Origin of the sequence: Nocardia wallacei, from assembly GCF_029868745.1 — a bacterium.
In the GTDB taxonomy this organism is placed as follows: Bacteria; Actinomycetota; Actinomycetes; order Mycobacteriales; family Mycobacteriaceae; genus Nocardia; species Nocardia wallacei_B.
In genome coordinates this window covers 20,776-40,830 of sequence record NZ_JARWOP010000293.1, presented here as the reverse complement: position 1 = coordinate 40,830, position 20,055 = coordinate 20,776, and the positions used below count along the sequence as shown (strand labels likewise).

The 20,055-nt window shown below is 66.7% G+C and carries 21 protein-coding genes and 1 CRISPR repeat array; of the genes, 11 read left to right on the top strand and 10 right to left on the bottom strand.

What is annotated here, in order from left to right:
- The first annotated feature begins 195 nt into the window (after nt 1-195).
- The 7 genes from casA to cas2e all read left to right on the top strand — a co-directional run bounded on the left by casA (nt 196) and on the right by cas2e (nt 6,389).
- Complete coding sequence (gene casA / locus QH470_RS26910; RefSeq protein ID WP_280275153.1) at nt 196-1,857, top strand: type I-E CRISPR-associated protein Cse1/CasA; 1,662 nt, start codon at nt 196-198, stop codon at nt 1,855-1,857.
- Entirely contained in the window at nt 1,854-2,510 is a 657-nt protein-coding gene (casB, locus tag QH470_RS26905) for a type I-E CRISPR-associated protein Cse2/CasB (RefSeq protein ID WP_280275152.1), read from the top strand. The genes casA and casB overlap by 4 nt, the downstream gene beginning before the upstream one ends.
- Nucleotides 2,511-2,516: 6 nt before the next feature.
- Nucleotides 2,517-3,638: a type I-E CRISPR-associated protein Cas7/Cse4/CasC gene (cas7e, locus tag QH470_RS26900; protein ID WP_280275151.1), complete on the top strand. Its 1,122-nt coding sequence runs from the start codon at nt 2,517-2,519 to the stop codon at nt 3,636-3,638.
- Entirely contained in the window at nt 3,635-4,360 is a 726-nt protein-coding gene (gene cas5e, locus QH470_RS26895) for a type I-E CRISPR-associated protein Cas5/CasD (RefSeq protein ID WP_280275150.1), read from the top strand. The genes cas7e and cas5e overlap by 4 nt, the downstream gene beginning before the upstream one ends.
- A gap of 3 nt (nt 4,361-4,363) precedes the next feature.
- Nucleotides 4,364-5,041, top strand: coding sequence for a type I-E CRISPR-associated protein Cas6/Cse3/CasE (gene cas6e / locus QH470_RS26890; RefSeq protein WP_280275149.1), 678 nt, complete (start codon nt 4,364-4,366; stop codon nt 5,039-5,041).
- Nucleotides 5,038-5,769 carry a type I-E CRISPR-associated endonuclease Cas1e gene (cas1e, locus tag QH470_RS26885; protein ID WP_280275148.1) on the top strand — a complete coding sequence of 244 codons (732 nt, stop codon included), beginning with the start codon at nt 5,038-5,040 and terminating at the stop codon, nt 5,767-5,769. Before cas6e ends, cas1e begins: the two co-directional genes overlap by 4 nt.
- A 209-nt stretch (nt 5,770-5,978) precedes the next feature.
- Nucleotides 5,979-6,389, top strand: coding sequence for a type I-E CRISPR-associated endoribonuclease Cas2e (gene cas2e / locus QH470_RS26880; protein ID WP_280275147.1), 411 nt, complete (start codon nt 5,979-5,981; stop codon nt 6,387-6,389).
- Nucleotides 6,390-6,429: 40 nt separating this feature from the next.
- Nucleotides 6,430-7,700: a CRISPR direct-repeat array (repeat unit 29 nt; unit sequence GTGCTCCCCGCGCACGCGGGGATGATCCG).
- Between the two features lie 612 nt (nt 7,701-8,312).
- Here the strand turns inward: cas2e and QH470_RS26875 are convergent.
- Nucleotides 8,313-8,528 (bottom strand): DUF6374 family protein, encoded by a 216-nt coding sequence (locus QH470_RS26875; protein WP_280275146.1) that lies wholly within the window; start codon nt 8,526-8,528, stop codon nt 8,313-8,315.
- A gap of 56 nt (nt 8,529-8,584) precedes the next feature.
- Between QH470_RS26875 and QH470_RS26870 the strand changes: the two genes are divergently transcribed.
- Both QH470_RS26870 and QH470_RS26865 read left to right on the top strand, forming a co-directional pair.
- On the top strand, nt 8,585-8,806 hold the full coding sequence (locus tag QH470_RS26870; RefSeq protein WP_280275145.1) for a hypothetical protein: 222 nt from the start codon (nt 8,585-8,587) through the stop codon (nt 8,804-8,806).
- Nucleotides 8,807-8,894: 88 nt separating this feature from the next.
- Complete coding sequence (locus tag QH470_RS26865; RefSeq protein ID WP_280275144.1) at nt 8,895-9,086, top strand: hypothetical protein; 192 nt, start codon at nt 8,895-8,897, stop codon at nt 9,084-9,086.
- On the opposite strand, the gene QH470_RS26860 is transcribed toward QH470_RS26865, so the two are convergent.
- The 9 genes from QH470_RS26860 to QH470_RS26820 all read right to left on the bottom strand — a co-directional run bounded on the left by QH470_RS26860 (nt 9,083) and on the right by QH470_RS26820 (nt 17,786).
- On the bottom strand, nt 9,083-9,265 hold the full coding sequence (locus tag QH470_RS26860; protein WP_280275143.1) for a YegP family protein: 183 nt from the start codon (nt 9,263-9,265) through the stop codon (nt 9,083-9,085). The two genes, QH470_RS26865 and QH470_RS26860, sit on opposite strands and share 4 nt — an antisense overlap.
- 217 nt (nt 9,266-9,482) lie before the next feature.
- The gene (locus QH470_RS26855) at nt 9,483-10,313 is read right to left on the bottom strand and encodes a hypothetical protein (RefSeq protein WP_280275142.1); all 831 of its coding nucleotides are present in this window, start codon (nt 10,311-10,313) and stop codon (nt 9,483-9,485) included.
- Nucleotides 10,314-10,857: 544 nt separating this feature from the next.
- Nucleotides 10,858-11,850 carry a hypothetical protein gene (locus tag QH470_RS26850; protein WP_280275141.1) on the bottom strand — a complete coding sequence of 331 codons (993 nt, stop codon included), beginning with the start codon at nt 11,848-11,850 and terminating at the stop codon, nt 10,858-10,860.
- A 26-nt stretch (nt 11,851-11,876) separates the two neighbouring features.
- Complete coding sequence (locus QH470_RS26845; RefSeq protein WP_280275140.1) at nt 11,877-12,368, bottom strand: hypothetical protein; 492 nt, start codon at nt 12,366-12,368, stop codon at nt 11,877-11,879.
- 329 nt (nt 12,369-12,697) lie between these two features.
- Nucleotides 12,698-13,507, bottom strand: coding sequence for an SAM-dependent methyltransferase (locus tag QH470_RS26840; RefSeq protein ID WP_280275139.1), 810 nt, complete (start codon nt 13,505-13,507; stop codon nt 12,698-12,700).
- Between the two features lie 292 nt (nt 13,508-13,799).
- Complete coding sequence (locus QH470_RS26835) at nt 13,800-14,036, bottom strand: hypothetical protein (RefSeq protein WP_280275138.1); 237 nt, start codon at nt 14,034-14,036, stop codon at nt 13,800-13,802.
- Between the two features lie 403 nt (nt 14,037-14,439).
- Entirely contained in the window at nt 14,440-15,330 is an 891-nt protein-coding gene (locus QH470_RS26830; RefSeq protein ID WP_280275137.1) for an SAM-dependent methyltransferase, read from the bottom strand.
- Nucleotides 15,330-16,628 (bottom strand): cytochrome P450 family protein, encoded by a 1,299-nt coding sequence (locus QH470_RS26825; protein ID WP_280275136.1) that lies wholly within the window; start codon nt 16,626-16,628, stop codon nt 15,330-15,332. The genes QH470_RS26830 and QH470_RS26825 overlap by 1 nt, the downstream gene beginning before the upstream one ends.
- A 63-nt stretch (nt 16,629-16,691) precedes the next feature.
- Nucleotides 16,692-17,786: a methyltransferase gene (locus QH470_RS26820; protein WP_280275135.1), complete on the bottom strand. Its 1,095-nt coding sequence runs from the start codon at nt 17,784-17,786 to the stop codon at nt 16,692-16,694.
- Between the two features lie 833 nt (nt 17,787-18,619).
- Between QH470_RS26820 and QH470_RS26815 the strand changes: the two genes are divergently transcribed.
- Entirely contained in the window at nt 18,620-19,141 is a 522-nt protein-coding gene (locus tag QH470_RS26815) for a DUF6879 family protein (RefSeq protein ID WP_280275134.1), read from the top strand.
- Complete coding sequence (locus tag QH470_RS26810; protein WP_280275133.1) at nt 19,125-19,949, top strand: helix-turn-helix domain-containing protein; 825 nt, start codon at nt 19,125-19,127, stop codon at nt 19,947-19,949. The genes QH470_RS26815 and QH470_RS26810 overlap by 17 nt, the downstream gene beginning before the upstream one ends.
- The last annotated feature ends 106 nt before the right edge of the window (nt 19,950-20,055 follow it).

The window sequence follows — 20,055 nt, the reverse complement described above, 5'->3', positions numbered from 1 at the left end:
TCGCCGTCCTCGCTGGGCTACTAGCAGGTGCCAGCGTCTGGTCCGCAGCACCCGCAAGCCCCACTGCCGGGCTGATGTCTGTCTGTGCTGGCCTGCTGACCGCATTCTTCACAGGGCTCAAGGCATACAAAGAACTCAACCGACTCGTCGGCTAGGAATCGGCTACCCACCGGTGGCCTACGGAGGGGCGACACGATGAAGAAAGCTGATTCCGCAATGTTCAGTTTGCTGGATGAGCCGTGGATCGTGGTGCTGGGCCGGGATGGCCATGAACACGTGATGTCGATTCTCGAAATATTCGAGAGGTCAACGGAATTCATCGCAGTCGGTGGGGAGGTGCCGACGCAAGGGTTCGCGATCATGCGGTTGCTGCTGGCGTTCGCGCATCGTGCGTTGGCTGGACCGGTCGACAGCGACCAGTGGCAGGAGCTCTGGGAGCAGCCGGAGTTCCCAGTCGATGCGATCGTCAAGTACGGAGAACAGGTGCGGGATCGGTTCGATCTGTTCGATCCGGTAGCCCCGTTTTTCCAGGTCGCTGATTTGCGGACGGCGAAGGGGGAGGTGTCGGGGCTGGAGAGAATCGTGGCGGATGTGCCCAACGGGGAGCCGTTTTTCACCACGCGGTCGCGGCGTAACCTGCGGAGGATCACGGCGGCCGAGGCCGCGCGCTGGCTGGTCCACACCCACGCGTTCGATCCATCCGGGATCAAGTCCGGTGCGGTGGACGATCCCACAGTAAAGGCTGGCAAGGGGTATCCGATCGGGCCGGGCTGGTCCGGACAGATCGGGGGAGTGCTCCCGCAGGGCGCAAACCTACGAGAAACCTTGCTGCTGAACATGATCGCGTCCGAGGAACAGCGGTTCGCGCGGTTGGGCGCAGACGGGGATGTGCCGGTGTGGGAGCGTGATCCGGACGGGCCGGTGTGGTCGGAGCGGCCACCGGCGGGCACGGTGGAGCTGTATACGTGGCAGACGCGGCGGATCCGGCTGGTCGGGGACCGGTCGGGCGTGACGGGGGTGGTACTGGCCAACGGTGACCGGATCCAGCCGCAGAACCGGCACACCCTGGACCCGCACACCGCGTGGCGGTATTCCGAGCCGCAGACCAAGAAGGCCAAGACGGTGGTGTACATGCCGGTCATGCACACTGCGGAGCGGTCGATGTGGCGCGGCCTGAACGCTCTGCTGCCCTCGGCCGCAGCCCGCCCGGGACCCAATGGTGCGCCGCAGCGGTACCGCGCGCCGGGGGTGCTGGGGTGGATCGGCGAATTGTGCGCGGCGGGCGTGTTGCCGGGTTCCTACCGACCAGCGATCGGCGTGGTGGGTGTCGAATACGGTGCGCAGAATGCGACCTACGCCGAGATCGTGGAGGACGCCCTGCCGATGTCGGTGATCTTGTTGCGCGAGGACGATCCGGCGGCGGGGCAGGCCGCAGTCAACGCTGTCACTGACGCCGACCAGGCCGCGAGTGCTGTGTGGCGGCTGGCGGAGAACATCGCCCGTGCCGCGGGCGCAGAGCCGAAGGCCGGCGCGGGCGAGCGCGCGCAGGAGCAGGTGTACGCGGCGCTCGACGCACCGTATCGGCGCTGGCTCGCGGCCCTGGCCCCCGGCACTGATCTGATCGTCGCGCGCACCGAGTGGCAGCACACCGTTCGCCGTAGCGTCGTGGCCATCGCCCGTGACGTCGTGACGGCCGCGCCACCGGCAGCTTGGACCGGCCGTGAGGTCGACGACCGCATGATGACTGTGGCAGCGGCCCAAGCACGATTCGACGCCAGTCTCAGTGCGGCACTGCCATTGGCGCACAACATATCCCGAATGACTGACGCCGAGGCGACCGAGGGAGCATTGGCATGACGACATCCACCCGCGAGACCACCAAGGTCCAGCGCCGGTATCGCCTCGGCGATTTGGGCCGGTTCCTCGACCCGCGCCTGACGCAGCTACAGGACAACCTGTTCCGGGGTGTGCCGGCGGCGCGGGCGGATCTGGCGCGGTTGCGCCGCGGTGTCGGTAAGCCGGTCGGTGACGTTCCCGAGATCTGGAACCTCACCGTCGGAGACATGCCCGACCACATCCGCTGGAGCCGCGGCGAGTCCTACGCGGCCGTGCGAGATGACGCGACCCGCACCGAGCAGGCCGCCCATGCCGCGATGACGTTGTTCGCGGTGCACCAGCAGTCGATGACGGCTCGCGCGCACAAGCCGGGGACCACGTTCGGCACGGCTGTCGCCCAGCTGAAATCCCGCAAAACCGCCAACACCGAGGCGGTCACGCGGCGGTTCACCGCCCTGGCTACCGCCGAGACGGTCGAGGAATTCCTCACCCATGCCCGCGGCCTGATCACCCAGCTCCGCGGTGAAGGGCTGGGGTTCGACTACGCCCGTTTCGCCGACGATGTGGTCGCACTGCTGACGCCTGGCAGGCAGGTCACTGTCCGGCTGGCATGGGGCCGCGACTTCCACCGCACCACCACCGAATCCATCCCGAAAACCACCACCGAGGACTGAAACAGTATGGGCCGCACCATTTTCGACATCCACATCCTGCACACCGTGCCGCCGAGCAATCTCAACCGCGACGACACCGGCAGCCCGAAGACCGCGCTATACGGCGGGGTCCGCCGTGCCCGGGTGTCGAGCCAAGCCTGGAAACGCGCCACCCGCGTCGCGTTCGACGACTGCTTCGACCGCACCGAACTCGGCGTGCGGACCCGACGCGTCGTCGAACTTATCGCAGGCGAAATCACCAGCCGGGCACCAGAACTGGCGGAACGGGCTACCGAGCTGGCGAGCGAGACGATCAAGGCCGTCGGGATCACGGTGAAGCCACCGAAGAAGGACGCCACCGAGGAAGCGGGCTATCTGGTATTCCTGTCGCGGCGCCAGGTGGAGGCCCTGGCGCAGGCCGCGATCGACGCCGCGGGCGCCGAAGACACCGCGCAGGCGTTGAAGAACGCCAAGGTGAAAGACCTTGCCGATCAAGCGCATTCGGTGGATGTCGCGTTGTTCGGGCGGATGGTCGCCGATCAGGCCGACCTGAACGTCGATGCCGCGGTTCAGGTGGCGCACGCGATCAGCGTGCACCCGGCCGAGACCGAGTTCGACTACTTCACCGCGGTCGACGATTTCCTCGGCGACCACGAGAAGGGGGCGGGCATGATCGGGACGGTCGAGTTCAACTCCGCCACCCTGTACCGGTACGCGACCGTCGATGTCGACCGGCTCGCCGACAACCTCGGCGACCCGGTCGCCGCGCGGCGTGCGGTCGAGGCGTTCGTCGAATGCTTCGTGCGGTCGATGCCCACCGGTAAACAGAACACCTTCGCCAACCGCACCCTGCCCGAAGCCGTCGTCGTGCTGGCCCGCGATTCCCAGCCGATCAATCTCGTCGGCGCGTTCGAGCACCCGGTCCGCGAATCCGACCAGACCGGCCGGGTCAAACGTGCCGCCGACGCCTTGCGCGACGAGGCCCGCGAAGTCGAACGCGCCTACACCGAAACCCCCGTCGCGGCGTGGGTGACCCGCCTCGGTGCCGACACCGGCAGCCTCGACGACCTGGGCCGCAACGTCACCCTCGCCGAGCTGGTCACCGGGGTCGGTGAACTGGCCGCCCAGCGGCTGGCAGACCCGTCGTGAGCGTCCTCGCACTGCGCCTGGCCGGACCACTGCAATCGTGGGGCTCACGCAGCCGGTTCGTCCGCCGTGACACCGAAGACGCCCCCACCAAAAGCGGCGTCCTGGGCCTGATCGCCGCCGCCGAAGGCCGGCGCCGCAGCGACCCGGTCGAGGACCTGCTCGACCTGAGGTTCGGGGTGCGGATCGACCAGCCCGGCCGTCTGGTGCGCGACTTCCAGACCGCGCAACGCCCTCGCACCGAACGCGACGGCACCACCCGCTGGCAGTCCCTGCCGCTGTCCTATCGCTACTACCTCGCCGACGCGGTCTACCTCGCTGTCCTCGAAGGCGACCGCGCCCTGCTCGACGGCATCGACCACGCCCTGCACCACCCCCACTTCCCCCTCTATCTCGGGCGGCGGGCCTGCCCACCCGCCGGGCCCGTCGCCTGCGGCGTCTTCGGCGACACCCTCGACACCCGGCTCGCCACCCATCCTTGGCTGGTCAGCGAACGCACCCAGAAACGCACCCGCGCCACACAGGTAGAGCTGGCGACTGTCCGCGACGCCCGGCCCGGCGACACCGGTGCGGAGATGCTGCGCGACAACCCGGTCAGCTACGACCCGAACCATCGCGAGTACGCCTGGCGCCAGGTCGTGCGCGCGACCGTGCGCATCCACAACCCGCACGGCACCACCGATCCGGTCGACGAGCACGACCCGATGACCATCCTGGAGGCATGACCGGTGTTCCTCACCAGAATGGCGCTCAACCCCCGCCGCCGCGGCGCCCGCCCCTTGCTGTCCTCCCCGCAAGCCATGCACGCCGCCGTCATGAGCGGATTCGCCGACGCCGACCCCACCCGCCACGGGCGCGTGCTGTGGCGAGTGGACACTCACGCCAGCCACCGCGTCCTGCTCTACACCGCCAGCCCCGGCAAACCCGACTACACCCACCTCGTCGAACAAGCCGGCTGGCCCACCACCCACACCTGGGACACCCGCAGCTACGACACCCTCCTCGACACCCTCGCCCCCGGGCAACGCTGGCAGTTCCGGGTCACCGCCAACCCCGTGCACTCCGTGCGGCTGCGCGACTGGACCGACACCAAACCTGTCGGCCACGTCACCGCCGACCAGCAACGGCACTGGCTCCTCCAACGCGCCGCCCGCGCCGGATTCGACATCCTCCCGCTGTCCAACGCCCCCGGCGAGTACCAGCTCACCCTCGCCGAACGCCGCACCCACCGCTTCCGCCGCGGCCCCCATCCCGTCACCCTCACCACCGCCACCTACGAAGGCATCCTCCAAGTCACCGACCCGGACCTGTTGCGCCACACCCTCACCCACGGCCTCGGGCGCGCGAAATCCTACGGTTGCGGCCTGCTCACCCTCGCCCCGCCCCGGCCCGCGCACCAGCCATGAGCACGATCGGGCGCCGCCCCACCCGCGCGCAAGAACTCGTCCGCATCTCCGACCGGGTCTCGTTCCTCTACCTGGACCGATGCGTGGTCAACCGCGACTTCAACGCCATCACCGCCACCGACGAACGCGGCACCGTCCACATCCCCGCCGCGTCCGTCGGTGTGCTGCTGCTCGGCCCCGGCACCACCATCACCCACCAAGCCATCACCCTCATGTCCGACAGCGGATCCACCGTCGTCTGGGTCGGCGAACGCGGCGTCCGCTACTACGCCCACGGCACCACCACCGCACGCTCCGCGCGGCTGCTCGAACGACAAGCACACTGCGTCACCAACACCCGCACCCGCCTGCAAGTCGCCCGCGCCATGTACGCCATGCGCTTCCCCGACGACGACGTCTCCGAACTGACCATGCAACAACTACGCGGCCGAGAAGGTGCCCGCGTACGCCAGATCTACCGCCACCACTCCACCCGCACCGGCGTGGAATGGAAACACCGCCGCTACGACCTCGACGACTGGGACAGCGGCGACCCCGTCAACCAAGCCCTCTCCGCCGCCAACTCCGCACTGTACGGGGTCGTCCACTCCGTCATCGTCGCCCTGGGCTGCTCACCTGCGCTCGGCTTCGTCCACACCGGCCACCACCGATCCTTCGTCTACGACATCGCCGACCTCTACAAAGCCGACATCACCATCCCCCTCGCCTTCGACATCGCCGCCGACTAACCAGACGACATCGCCGCCACCACACGCCGCCGACTACGCGACACCATCTACAACGGCAAACTCCTCACCCGCTGCGCCACCGACATCCAACACCTCCTCCGCGACAGCGACGAACCCCCCGAACTCGACAGCCCAGAATTCGACATCATCACGCTCTGGGACGAACGCAACAACACCGTCCCCGGCGGAGTCGGCTACGGAGACGAATTTTGACCGTCATCGTCCTCACCGCGGTCCCACCAGGACTACGCGGCCACCTCACCCGATGGCTCCTGGAAATCAGCCCCGGCGTATTCATCGGTCACATATCCACCAGAATCCGGCAACTCACCTGGGACCGCGTCATCGAATACGTCGCCGACGGCCGCGCCATCATGGTCTACACCGCACACAATGAACAACGACTCGAATTCAAAGTCCACGGCCACGACTGGACCCCCGTCGACTACGACGGACTCACCCTCATGCAACGACGAACCGTCCCCGACTACACACCTGCACCTCGAAAAACCCGTACCACGCAAGACACACGCAGTAGCAGCGCACCACAACTGTCCGACGACACAGTGTGGCGCAGACGCGCCACCCGCCGGAAATTCAAACCCAAACAAACCGAATGAAATTCGCCCGCCACCTCCGCAAAGCCCCAGGTCAACAAGTGTGCTCCCCGCGCACGCGGGGATGATCCCGGATCGCGCAGCGTCTTCACCCCGATCCCGCGGTGCTCCCCGCGCACGCGGGGATGATCCGACTTTCCAGGACCCCGACGCCGACCCGATCGAGTGCTCCCCGCGCACGCGGGGATGATCCGGCCACAACCTCGTCATCCAGGCCGGAGCCGGTGTGCTCCCCGCGCACGCGGGGATGATCCGGCAGAGGTCGACCAGCTCGGCGAACCACACCCGTGCTCCCCGCGCACGCGGGGATGATCCGCCTGATCGGTCGTTCGGCACCAAGGACATGGTGTGCTCCCCGCGCACGCGGGGATGATCCGACAGCACCGCGGTGGTGGCCTCGGTGGTCGACGTGCTCCCCGCGCACGCGGGGATGATCCGGGCTGGGGCAAGGACCCGGTAGCGGCCACCCTGTGCTCCCCCCGCACGCGGGGATGATCCTCGGCCGAGCGCGGACGCGGTGCGTTCCTCGAGGTGCTCCCCGCGCACGCGGGGATGATCCGGCCCGTCATTACGAGACCCGCTGGGGCATTAGGTGCTCCCCGCGCACGCGGGGATGATCCGCTGGGTGGTCGGCAGATCCACCCACCCCACCGGTGCTCCCCGCGCACGCGGGGATGATCCGACCCCGGGCTGCGTGCATCCGCCGACGCACGGGTGCTCCCCGCGCACGCGGGGATGATCCGGCCAGGAAGTCCGCCGCTACCGCGACGCTCGCGGTGCTCCCCGCGCACGCGGGGATGATCCTCCCGGTGAGCTGTCCTGCTTGTTGGTCCACAACGTGCTCCCCGCGCACGCGGGGATGATCCCCCGCACGCGGGGATGATCCTTTGTCGGTACCACGCGCGACAATTCATCACGAGTGCTCCCCGCGCACGCGGGGATGATCCGACCGCCGCGCCCGAGATCGCGCGTGAGATCAGGTGCTCCCCGCGCACGCGGGGATGATCCGAACGCCTTGAAGATGGCCGAGGCTGTCGAGTCGTGCTCCCCGCGCACGCGGGGATGATCCGGCTACGTAGGTATAGGCAAGAGTCCCTGTACGGTGCTCCCCGCGCACGCGGGGATGATCCGCCCCGGGCCTCGCTCGCGGTCAGCCCCAGCAGGTGCTCCCCGCGCACGCGGGGATGATCCTTCGGATCCGGTAGGGGAGCGCTGGGCCGTAGCGTGCTCCCCGCGCACGCGGGGATGATCCGACACCAGGCCTCGCTCACGGATCTCGACCGCCGTGCTCCCCGCGCACGCGGGGATGATCCGCACTACTCCCGCTGGTACCGCACCGGTGATCCGTGCTCCCGCGCACGCGGGGATGATCCTCGAACAATTGCTGTCCGCGAGCGTCGAAATCCGTGCTCCCCGCGCACGCGGGGATGATCCGCCGAAAAGGTTGATGACCTCGCGAGTCTCGAAGTGCTCCCCGCGCACGCGGGGATGATCCGGGGCCAGAATAGTGGAACATTTGACGGCGGCGGTGCTCCCCGCGCACGCGGGGATGATCCGGCGTTGGGGTTGGACGTGATCAGCGTGCGGTAGTGCTCCCGCGCACGCGGGGATGATCCGCCGCAGTGTCTCGTCGATGATCCTGCGGAGGTGTGCTCCCCGCGCACGCGGGGATGATCCGGCCACGACGGCATCGAGCGGCGCCCGGTGGGCGTGCTCCCCGCGCACGCGGGGATGATCCCGGACTCCGCACGACCACGCCCACCACGATCCCGTGCTCCCGCGCACGCGGGGTGATCCGCACACCAACCGGCCCGAACTGGTCGACCGATAGTGCTCCCCGCGCACGCGGGGATGTCCGTAGTGCAGCACCTCGCCGCCGTATGCCGGGTGCTCCCCGCGCAGGCGGGATCTGGCCCAGCCGGAACATCACCGATCCCCGAGTGGCGGGTGCACCGCTCCCGGGGATGCGCGCATAGCGTGTTGCTGGTCGTCGAGTGCTCGCACGCTGTAGGCCAGCTTGCCGGCCATCCGTTCCAGCTGGTCGGGCGTGATGTGCTTGCCGAATGCTGCGGCGTCGAGGAGTTGTCGGCGGACGTCCTCGATCTGCTGCCTCGCGAACGTGATCGTCGGGCGTGCGGGCATGACCGGACTCTAACATTCCTCGAATGGGTGTTCGAATCGATGTTACGGTGCGTGGCATGGCTTGGGTGAGCGAGGAGCTGAAGGCGCTGGTGGCAGTCGCGATACGCGACGCGAAGCACTCCCACAACCCTGCCTACGGGCGCGCGCTGGTCATCGAGGAGCTGTTGCAGGCCGTCGAGGGCGAGCTGGCGGGCCTGCGGTACTCGAAACAGGAACGACGCAGCGCCCGGCAGGTCACCCTGGAAGCGATGAACCACGCCCGGCGCATGGTCCCGTAGCCAGGACCTCAGCCGAGCGCGCCTAGCCGAGGCGCGCCGAGGGAGTGGTTGCGGAACCGTTGCCGGACGGGTGGCGTCCAATCCGGGTATGACGCATGCGCACCGGCGCTCTGCTTCACCTCTGGCGCCCGCTCCCGACGACAGCTGCCACACCTACCACCGCCGCCACGACCACCAGTTCCATGCCGATCATGTTGCGGAGGTGGCGGCGTGGCGGGAGTGGGTGGCGCGGCGGCCGGGGCGGTGGCGTCGTGCGGGGATCCGGCGGTGGCCGGGCTAGGCGGTGAGGTCGACGACCTCGGCGGTGGGGGCGTTCTTCTTGATCGACTCGATGCCCTTGGCCGCGGCGGCTTTGGATTCGTAGGCTTCGCCGACGGCGATGACTTCACCGTTTCCGGCCTTGAGCCGGAACCTCACCTTGCCGGCCTTGTCCGTGTACAGCTCGAACTTCCCTGCCATGTCGGTACCTCCGGTTCTCACTTGAACGGGATAACACCTGATCAGAGAAGACTAAGCCGCAGAGCCGCAACATCCGGCCCGCCACGCACACGACCAAGCGGGCCGCGCGGCCCGACAGGTCGTCGAGCGGACCGCGGCGCGCGAGGCGGTGGAGCTATGGGCGGGCGCTGTCTGTCCGGTTACGTGTTCGGGTGTTCACACCTGTCCGGGCGGGGCGTCATTGGTCGTCTTTGAGCCAGCGCAGGACCGTGCCGAGTTTGCCGACGGCGGCAGCGTGGTCGACGCGCCCGTCGGCATGGGTTCTGGTGGCTTTGGTGATGCTGCCGCTGGCGGTGGAGTACCGCAGGTCGATGGCGATCTGGCCGCGGGTGAGACGGAGGCGGCCGTGGTCGTCGTCGCGTACCTGCCAGCCTCGGAAACCGGCCTCGGCGGCGATGCGCTGTGCGGGAGTCGCGCCGGCGGTGACCGGTCTGTCGGTGCGCAGAACGACGACCAGGTCGCTGCCGCCGTTCCACAGGCTGTCCGAGGAGATCCCGCCTCGGCCGATGGTGTGGCTGTGCCACTGTCCGTCGTCGCCGCGCTGGAACGGTCGGGGGCGGCCGGACTCGGTGATGGGGGCCTGGATGACGACCGAATCCGCTCCCAGGGCCTTCAGCTCGTCGACAGTGGACAACGACGTGGCTTCGCTCGCTGAGGCAGGCGCCGGTTGCGGCTCGGCCCGCTGCGCGACGAGTGGTGCTGTCGCTTCCGCCAGCGCCTTGCTCAGCACCGTCGAGTCCGCTGTTGTCCGCCCGATGGCGACGGTCGTCGACAAGCGGATCAGGCTGCTGTGGACACTGATCAGTCTCTCGCCCAGGGCTGTCGCCTGTTGTTCGAGAGGTTCCGTGGCACCTTGTTCGAGTAGCGCGTCGACCTGCGCCAGCTGCTCGGTCAGCCGGTGACGGGCTGCGAGGTAGTCGTGCACGGCAGCCTGTACCGGCTCGGCGGCTTGCCGGGCGGTGGTGCCGAGGCGGGTCGGCAATCGGGTCACATTGTTCTTCTTGGCCATCGCCGGGCTCGCTTCCAGACAGGTCCGGGCATACAGCGATGCAGAAGCAACGGGAGGGCGCACTCGCACTGTCGGCCGCACCACTCGTCGCCTTACCAGCAACCGATAGGTTACCTCCGCGTCTCGGTGTGCTGTTAGCGCTGGGACCGGCTTGGGCCGGTGTTCGGGGAAGAACGCGTTCGGGTAGGTGCCGGGTATCAGACCGTGCGCGGTGCGCGCTCGAGTGTCGAGCTGGTCGTACTGCTGGAGTAGTTGCACTCCGCGAATCGCGGTCTCGCGGTGGACGGTCAACAGGTCGGCGAAAGTGACTGTGGGATCATCGTTTCCGAGTATCTTCGCAGTGGCGTGTATCGCGTTGTTGCGGCTCGTGGACCATGCCTGGATGTCTTCGAGAACGGCACGGAACCGTGGATCTTGCTCGATCCCGGGGTTGGATTTCTTGTTATATCCCCTCAACAGGGCTCCGCCGATGGGCGCGGATGCCCGCCGATCGGACCAGACGATGCGCGCGAGAGCTGTGTCGCCATCAACGAAGTCGCCGAGATCAGTCCCGGGTGCGTTCGATTCCGCGTTCTCTTCCGCGGTCTTCGCGTCCGCCGCGGGTGGATCCGGCTTGTGGCGGCTCGCGGTGGGGAGGCGCGGCGCCTGGTGTGGCTCGTCCGACGATGAGCAGGTCGGCGATTTCGGGTCCGCCTCGGACCACCCGGCCTGCCGCGGTCGCTTCGCGTGTTTGCTGACGGAATGCAGCGAGCCGCTCGGTGGCCTCCCGCTGGCGTTGGCGTTCGGCTTTGTCGGCTGCTTCCCGTGCGCGCCGCGCCTCGGCGGCGTCGGCTGCTTCTCGCGCTTGTGCCCGTTCGGCGTCTCTGTTCTCGCGGTCGCGGCGCAGCACCTCCGGCAGGCGGAACTCGCGGGCAACCCGGTCGGCTACTTCGCGTTGTATTCGTTCCCGTGCTTCGCGTGTTTCCCGTTCGGTTCTGGCGCGGTCTTCTTTCGCTTTTGCTTCTCGCTTGCGCACGATCTCACGGATGTTGGCGAGTCGTTTGCGTGCGCGGTCGGCGCGGGTCAGCTGGTAGCTGCGGATCAGTTCCAGCTGTCGGGAGGCGAGGCTCTTGCCGAGTTCGAGTGCGCGCAGCGCGTCGGCTCGGGAGATTACTTCGTGGTGGAATCTGCCGGGGAAGTCGCGGGCCATCTGGTGGAGTTCGTCGCGGACGGTGCGCGGCATCTTCTCTCCGGCGACGGTTTCCCATCCGCTGTGGGTCAGCTGCCCGGTGCGTAGCGCGGCGCGTTCGCGGCGCAGCTGTTCCAGGGTTTCTCGTTCGTGTACCTGTCCGGATTTCCGTTCTCTGCTCCGGACGCCTCGGCCTTCGGTGCGGGCCGAATCCAGTCGGCGTATTTTGCCGCCGACCTTGATTTCGAACTGACGCACCCAGCCCTTCTCCGGGGTTTCTCCCCGGATGTGCGCGCGTCCGAGTTCGAAGTACAGGCCCCGCTCGTAGTTCGACAGATTCCGGCGCACGGCATCGTAGTCGTCCGGCACGCCACCCCCCTCTCCGATTCCGCCGTTTACACGGCGGTCCCGGCCTTCTGGATGCTGTAGACGACCATGCGAGGGCCGTAGTTCTTCAGGAAGAGTTCTTCGGCCAGCGAGGCCGGAGCTTCCCCCGCTCCGGACTCGGTGAACAGGACTACGGGCCCGAAATCGTCGTACAGTGGCGGGCAGGTGGCGTCTGTCGGCCGGTTGGCCCAGGTCATGCCGGGGTGCTGTCGGAGGCAGCATTCGCCCAGGAACCGCACGAGCTGATCCGCGCTCTCGCGATGGTCCGGGGACAGGAAACCAGCCCAGTCACCGAACCGGTCGAGTGCGGCGTCGAGGATGCGCAGCAGCAGCGGCGAGGTCCACCACGCATCGGAGGAATAGTCTGCGATGCCGGGAACCGTGTCGGTGAGAAATGCTCGAACCTTGGATTCCATCAGAGCGGGCTCGGCCCAATCGAGAAATGCTTGGGTCTTCTCATGGAACTCGATGGCAAAACCGAGCTGATCATCGTCAACCATGACGGCGTTCCCTTCTCCCGACAATTTCCCGCCGGGACAACGATATCCGGACGATCCGACAGGCCATGCCAGCCCACCAGGCGGGGCCGCGGTCCCGCCGCCCGCGTGATGGCCGGGGGATGGTGTGGTGGCGGGTCGGCGGCGGCCGGTCGGTGCCGAAGCCTGCCGGTGGGCGGCGACGCAGCGGGTGACCGACACCGATTCCCCGAGGCGCGCGTTCATAGATCGAATCTTCCGTGGTGAAGGTCGATGGTTCCGTGGTTGTCGCTGGGGTACGTGCCGCGTCCAGCACACAGCGGCAGGCGTGTTGCTGGGGTGTGCGGGGCGCGTCATGGTTTCCTCGCGACGGCGGCGTAGGCCCCGACCTTGGCGTCCAGGGTCGTGAGGGTGTCGTTGTCGGGGTCGTCCACGGCGAACAGGTCAGGCCGCCACCGGGGCAGCGGCACGACACCTGGGTCCACGAGGTCGAGTCCGGTGAAGAAACCGGTGACTTCCTCGTGGCTGCGGAATTGGCAGGGGATCTCGCCGTCGCGGTAGATGTCCTGGATTTTGGTGAAGGTGTCGGGGTCGAAATCCGGTGTGGCATGGGAGATCACGAGATAGCTCCCGGACGGGACGGCGTCGAGCAAGGTGGCGAGGATGTCATGGGGCTTGCATTCGTCGGGGATGAAGTGCAGCAGCGCGATCAGGCTCACTGCGACCGGTTCGCTGGGTCGGAGAGTGTTTCTCACCTCGGGGGCGGTGAGGATCTGTTCGGGCTGGGTGACGTCGGCGTGGAGGTAGGCGGTCCAGCCTTCGGGGGTGCTGGTCATCAGGGCGCGGGCGTGGGCGAGCACGATCGGGTCGTTGTCGACGTACACGATGCGCGCTTCGGGTTTGATCTGCTGGGCGACCTGGTGCAGGTTGGGTTCGGTGGGGATGCCGGTGCCGATGTCGAGGAACTGCCGGATACCTTCTTGGGCGAGGTGCCGGATGGCGCGGTGCATGAATCCGCGATTGTGGTGGGCAGCCAGGCGCACGGACAGGAAGACCTTCTCGACCTGTTCGGCGTGCTCACGGTCGGCCTCGTAGTTGTCTTTGCCGCCGAGGAAGTAGTCGTACATGCGGGCCGAGTGGGGATAGCCCATTCTGAGGTCCATGGTGTAGCTCCTTCCGGAATGGTCGACAGGGGGTCAGGGGGTCGTGTTGTTTGCTGGTGCGGCCTCCGAACGCGGCGGCCCACCGGACCAGATGCTCGGCCAGCAGCCGCGCCCACGCCGGTGCGTCGGCCGCGGCGAGTAGACGTGACCGACCTGGCGGGCAGACGATCCGGTCGGAGAATCGGCAGGCATCAGCGAGAAGTCCCTTCGATCGCAAAACCACAGAAAAGCGTTGAGAAGCAACGGATTCGACCAGGGGGCAGTCGCGGGCGTTCCGGGCTCGCCCCCATGGTCAGTGCCTTGCCCGGCCGCTGGCGTGGATGTCGGCGGTGACTGCGTCGGCCCAGGCCAGGAGGTGCTGGTACACCAGCTCTGCCGCCGCGGCCTGGTCGATGCTTGTGCGCCTGAGCACATCTACGGCGTCACGTAGGCTGCGTGCCGCCTGTTCTAGCTCGTCGTGATCGGCGAGGTCGCTCGCCCGGGCGAGCGTGAGGGCATAGTCGGGGCCGTACTCGCGCAACCGGGTCATGGTCACTTCCTCCGTGTGGACGGGATTGAAGAGGGCCACGCGCGTTTCTGGGGATGCCGGGAATATCATCGGTCGGAAGTCCTTCGTGTTCAGCAGGCTTCAAGCACTGCTCCAACGGCGTGGGTGGCAGCCTCAGTCCCAAAGGTCCGCGCAGGGCAGCGGCGGAAGATCCCGCCGTACCTTGTCGTCGATGGTCACCCGCAGGTCCAAGTCGGCGAAGGTACGCGCGAGTTCATCGGCGACGTGCTGTGCTTGTTCAGCGCTGCCTGGAAATCCAAGGCGAGGGCGCCGGATTCGATATGGATGTGCCGGATACCGTGTGGCGGTTGGGGTGGGGTGGCGGGTGGCATGGCTGGTCACACCCCGGGCGCCACTCGGCGCCATCGTGTGCTGGTGATGCTCATCAGCGTGTTCCTCCGTTGTGTGCGTGTTGTTGGGTGGGATCGGGGATGCGGCCGAGGCCGCACAGGATCAGGCCGGCCTCGGCCGGGAGCGGTGTGGCCGAGGTGAGCGGTGGCGGCCAGGCGGTGAGGTCGGCGATCCCGGGGTCGCGCAGTTCCAGGCCGTCGAAACACGCCGCGATCTCTGCCGGGGCTCGGAACCGGCCCGAGCCCAGCCAAGTAGTGAATTGCTGTTGCAACACGCTCGCGGTCTCGTGTGCGGGGCTGCGACGCCCGGGATCGGTGTAATGGCTGGCCGCAATCCACGACCCAGGGGCGAGCAGCTCGCGATAGCGGCGCACGATCTCGGCGGGGCCGGGATCGTCGGGGACATGCGACAGGGAGTCGGGCAGCAGCACAGCCACCGGTTTCGACCAGTCCAGGGGCGAGCCCGCGGCGCGGGACCGGTCGAGCACGGCGGCGGGATCGGCGAGGTCAGCCTGCACGGCGTGGACGTAGACGTTGTCGGCCAGCTCGGCATGGTTGTGCAGGCTGGCCAGCGGATCCGGATCCGCGTACACCACCCGCGCGGGCCGCTCACTCAGGTTCTGCGCCGCCAGCTCGTGCACAGCGATTTCACCGAGGACCGGGAACCCGGCATCGAGGACCAGGAACTGGCCTATGCCTCGTGCGGCGAGGTCACAGACCCGGTGGCGTAGCCAGGCCCGGCTGGCCCGCACCGCCAGCTCCCAGCCCGGCGCATGCTGGGCGAGGGTGTGGCAGGTGTCGCGGTCGATCTCGTAGTGATCCTTGCCGCCGTAATACCAGTAGCTGTACATCCGGCACAGGCTCGGACGCCCCGCGTCCGTCCCCAAGGGCTCAGCATCCGGGTCCGCCAGACCGGCCGCAGTCATTATGCCTCGCTCGGGTAGGCGTAGAGGCCGGTGGGCGGGCGAGACGCCGGAGTGAAGGACACCGGCAGCTGGGTGAGTGCGCGGTGGAACGGGCCCGGCCGCCACACCAACTCCTCAGCAGGGATCGCGAGGGTGACTTCGGGCAGTGCGTCGAGCAGTTGGTCGACTGCGTCTCCGGCGATCCGGAGGGCGACGTTCTGGGCGGGGCACAGGTGGGGTCCGGCGCTCCAGGCCAGGTGCGACCGGTTGCCGACGATGTCGCCCGCGCGGATGGCGGGGTCGTTGTTGCAGGCGGCGAGGCTGACCACGACCGGTTGATGCGCGGGCAGCCACGTGTGGTCGATGAGGACCGGTTGGCGGGGGTAGGTGGTGCAGAAGTTCGCCATCGGCGGATCGGTGAACAACACCTCGTCCAGCGCTTCGCGGGTGGACAGGCTCCCGCCGAGTAGACCGCCGCCGAACCTCTGGTCGGTGAGGGTCAACAAGATGGTGTTGGCGATCAGGTTCTGCAACGCCTCGACTCCGGCGCCGTAGAAGCTCATCAGCTGCGCGACGACTTCCTCACCGGTCAACCCGGTGGGATGGGCGAGCATGATCGAGGCCATATCCGGGCCCGGCTCTACCTGCTTGCATTCGACCAGGTCGGTCAGCGCCCGCTGCAGGACGTGCATGCCCTCGGCGGCGTCGGCGCCGGAGTCGAATCGAGCCGCCATTCCTTGCGCGATCTTGTCTCCGATCTGTTCTGGACAGCCGACGAGAACGTTCAGGATCCGCACGACCAGCGGGTGCGCGTATTGGCTGATCACTTCCACCGCGCCCGCGCCGAAGAACACGTTGATCAGCGGGACGGCGACTTGCTCCACGAGGGCGTGCAGGGCATGCAGATCCACCGCGTCGATCGCCGCCCGCGACGCCTCCCGATAGCGCTCGTGCGCGCGACCGGTGTTGTAGCGGGCAGCTGGGTGATAGCCCATCATCGCCAGCAACGGCGAATCAGCGGACACCGTCTGCTGCCAGGTGCGCGGGTCGGACGGGAAATGGCGCTCGTCGTGCAAGACCTCCACCGCGGTCCGGTGCCCGAGCACCAGGGTCGCCGGCACACCGGGTGCGAGGTACACCGGCGCCAGTGACCCGAACCGTTCTCGCATCGCCTTGTAGGCGGCGTGCGGGTCTTGCGCGAAAGCGGGGTCGTGCAACGGGATTCGCTCATCGGCGGTGTCGACCGGCGAGCCGTGCCCGAACGGGCAGCGGCCGGACTCGGTCGGATGGCGAGCAGGCGGAACAGAGGGTGTAGTCATCGGAGACAGCTCCAGAAACGTTGGGCAAGAACAGGGTTCGTTCGGCGTCGAAGCGGTTCTTTGTCAGGCTGCTTCGGCTTCGATGACCGACAACGCGCCCACTGCCGGTGGGGTGATACCGACGAGCCGCAGCCCTGCCGTGTGCAGAAGGTGCTGGAATTCCTGCCGGGTGCGTTCACGGCCGGTGACGATGGAGAGCATGACGATGTCGAGGACCTTGGACTGATCAGGCTCGTTGCCGGGCGGCACGAGCATGTCGTGGATGAACACCCGCCCGCCGGGAGCCATGGCCCGCCGGCAGTTCCGCAGGATCTCGACGCAGTGCTCGTTGTCCCAGTTGTGCAGCACGTACTGGATGACATACACATCCCCCGCAGGCACCGCCTCGAAGAAGTTGCCGCCCACCACATCCCAGCGCTCCGCATCTTCTAGCTCCCGCAGCCGGTGGTTCTCGACGACCTGGGGAAGGTCGAACAACACGCCGCGCAACCGCCGGTGTCTTTGCAACAGCATCAGCAGCAACGTGCCCTGGCCGCCCCCGACGTCCACGACCGTGCCGGCCTCGGGCAACCGGCATGCACGAACGAAGTTCTCGCTCTCGATCACCGAATACCGGCCCATACCGGTATGAAATTCCGACCCGTCGGCCGGATGAGAACCGAAATAGTCGAACAGCGACTCACCGAACACCTGCTGCACCGCAGGTTCGCCGGTCAGCACCGCGTGCAGCAGCTCACCACCCGCGCGGTAGATCGCCGGGGTGGTGGCCGCCAAGATCCCCTCCCGCACCGAGAACCGCGAACCAGACCGCAGCGATGCCCCCAGGTCCATCAGCACGAAAACCCTTGCCTCTGTTTCGCGGACAATCCCCCTGGTGGCCAGCAGCCGCAGCACACGGTACAAGGCATCCTCATCGGCACGGACACGCTCGGCCAGACCTCCGACGTGCACAGGACCGTCCGCCAGCAGATCGGCCACACCCAACTGCGCCACCACGCGCAGACAACAGGCATACACGTAACTGTTCGCCGCCGCGGTGAGGAACCTGGCCGATTGCCGATCCCGCGACAACGCCTCCGCCTGCGCTTCCTGTATCCCCGGCACGGGCGTCGAATTATGCAGCAATCCCTGAGAGCGCCGCCCCGAGAAAATACCCATATCACTAATTCCTTTCCAAAAGACGCCGGTGTTGGAGGCAGCACGCATCCGCTCCCGGCAGGGACGAGACGATCGGGAGTTGCATTACTGCGGAAGCTATTTCAGTGTTCTATCGCAGGACATCGGGGCGGGACGGTCACGGCTGCCAAGCCCATCCGAGCAGAATGCCGCGCTTCCGGGCGGTCGCACCCAGCGCGCTCCTATGCATCGGCCGCCCGATTAGCTCGGCTGTCTGCCGGGGACTTTGGGGGTGTGGGCCACTGAGGGTGGTTCAGGACTGTGGTTGCTTATTCATGTCGAATCGGCTCGATCGGTTTGAGGGGCAGTGGTTGTGCCGCGCCGCCTCGGCTGCTGCGGCGTGGGAGGTGGAGGGGGACGACGGTCTGATCGCCGACTTCGACGCTAGAAGCTATGCTGCTGTGCTCACAATGAAGTTGCTCGAGGTTGCTTGAGATGTCATACTCAAATCCTTGTGAGCTGCTTGTATGCAGCTCATTAGAGCTACATCGAGCGAGATGGGACTCATATGCAGATTCGTCTACTTGGCGGGCCTACCGGGGGCAACGGCTCCCCGCGGGTGTGGGCAACCGATCGAGGTACAGATCTTGTCCAGGGATGGCCCGCTGGTGAGGCCGGTCGGATTGAGATCCCTCACCAGCTGCTCGGCTACCTGGAACTCGGTACGTTCCTCCGGGCGGACTTGCGCGATACCGGGCAGGGCACCTTCACTCTGGTAGGAAGACCCGTCACTGACCCGGATGTGCTGGCGACGATGGCGATCCCGGCGCATGAGGCAGCGATCGAAGTCGACGTCGAGAAAGCGAGCTACCCGTATGCTCTATCGCCCCAAGTTCGATGATCTCTACCTTGCCCACAGTCGGGCGTTCCATCTCGAGGTTGAGGACTCGTACGGCGTCGCCTCCGAGAACGAGCAGCTACAGCGCTTCCTGAAAGGCGAAGAGACCGGCTACCCGGATGACTGGCAGCAGTGGGACGCATTCGTACACGAGGTGACCGACGCAGGCACCAGCATTCAGCGACTTCGAGTTGTGACGGAGCCGCACACCGATTACACGCGCTTCCTCCTGCGGCATACCGACCGTAACGTCACGGCGGGCGAGCAGGTCCGCTACCTGCCTCGACACAAAGTGAGTGCCGACGCCTACACAGTCGATGACTGGTGGCTATTCGACGACAGCGTGCTGGCCTTCTCGGTATTCACCCCGGAAGGCGAGTGGGCGGGCGGTGCGATCACCGAGGATCCGGTGATCGTTTCACGGTGTGTCACGATCCGCGACGAACTGTGGCCGATCGGCATTCCGTTCGAAAAGTATCTCCGTGACCAGAGTCGATGACGCGCGGCAGGCACTCGGAGGTCGTCTACGCGAACTCCGGGTGTCTGCCCGGCTAACCGGGCGCGGCCTAGCAGCTGCCGCAGGCTGGCATCCGACCAAGGTTTCGAAAATCGAACACGGCAAGACGGTGCCGTCCGAAGAGGATCTGGCCACGTGGTGTCGACTTACCGACAACAAGCTTGCACTGCCAGATCTGATCGCCACGTTGCGGAATGTCAATGCCGCTTATATGGAATGGCGGCGAATTACAGCAACAGGGCATGCGCACCGGCAGCGTCAAAGCATCAAGACCGAGGGCGCATCGACACTTGTCCGAGGCTTCGACTGTCTTATACCGCCTGGGCTGCTGCAAACACGTCACTACGCCGAAGTAGTGCTCAGCCGATGCATCCGGTTCCTGGACGCTCCAGATGACATCGGCGCAGCATTGGCTGCGCGCATGGAGCGTCAGCAAGTGCTTCGCGCGCCAGGGCACCGATTCCATTTCATCATCGGAGAATCGGCACTCTACACATCAGTCGGAAGCGAAGAGATCCGACGCGCACAAATCGAACATCTACTCAGCTCGATGCATCTTCCTCGGCTGCGTATCGGTGTGCTTCCCAATTCGGCCGAGTTCTTCTACGAGACCACAAATTTTCTGCTATACGACGACAAGATTGCTCAAGTTGAAACCATCAGCGCCGAACTGACTATCCGGCAGCCTCGAGAACTTGTTCTCTACGAGCGTGCATTCAAAATACTTACCGAGCAGTCAGTGTATGGAAATGATGCTCGCGACCTTATCTTGATGGCTATCGATAGGTAGCCGACTTGTGTATGTCTTCCCAGAAGCAGCGGGCAGTAACGTCTGTGATGGAGCCGGGACATTATCCGAGGATGCGACCCGGTCTGGCTCACGAGGACCCGACCGG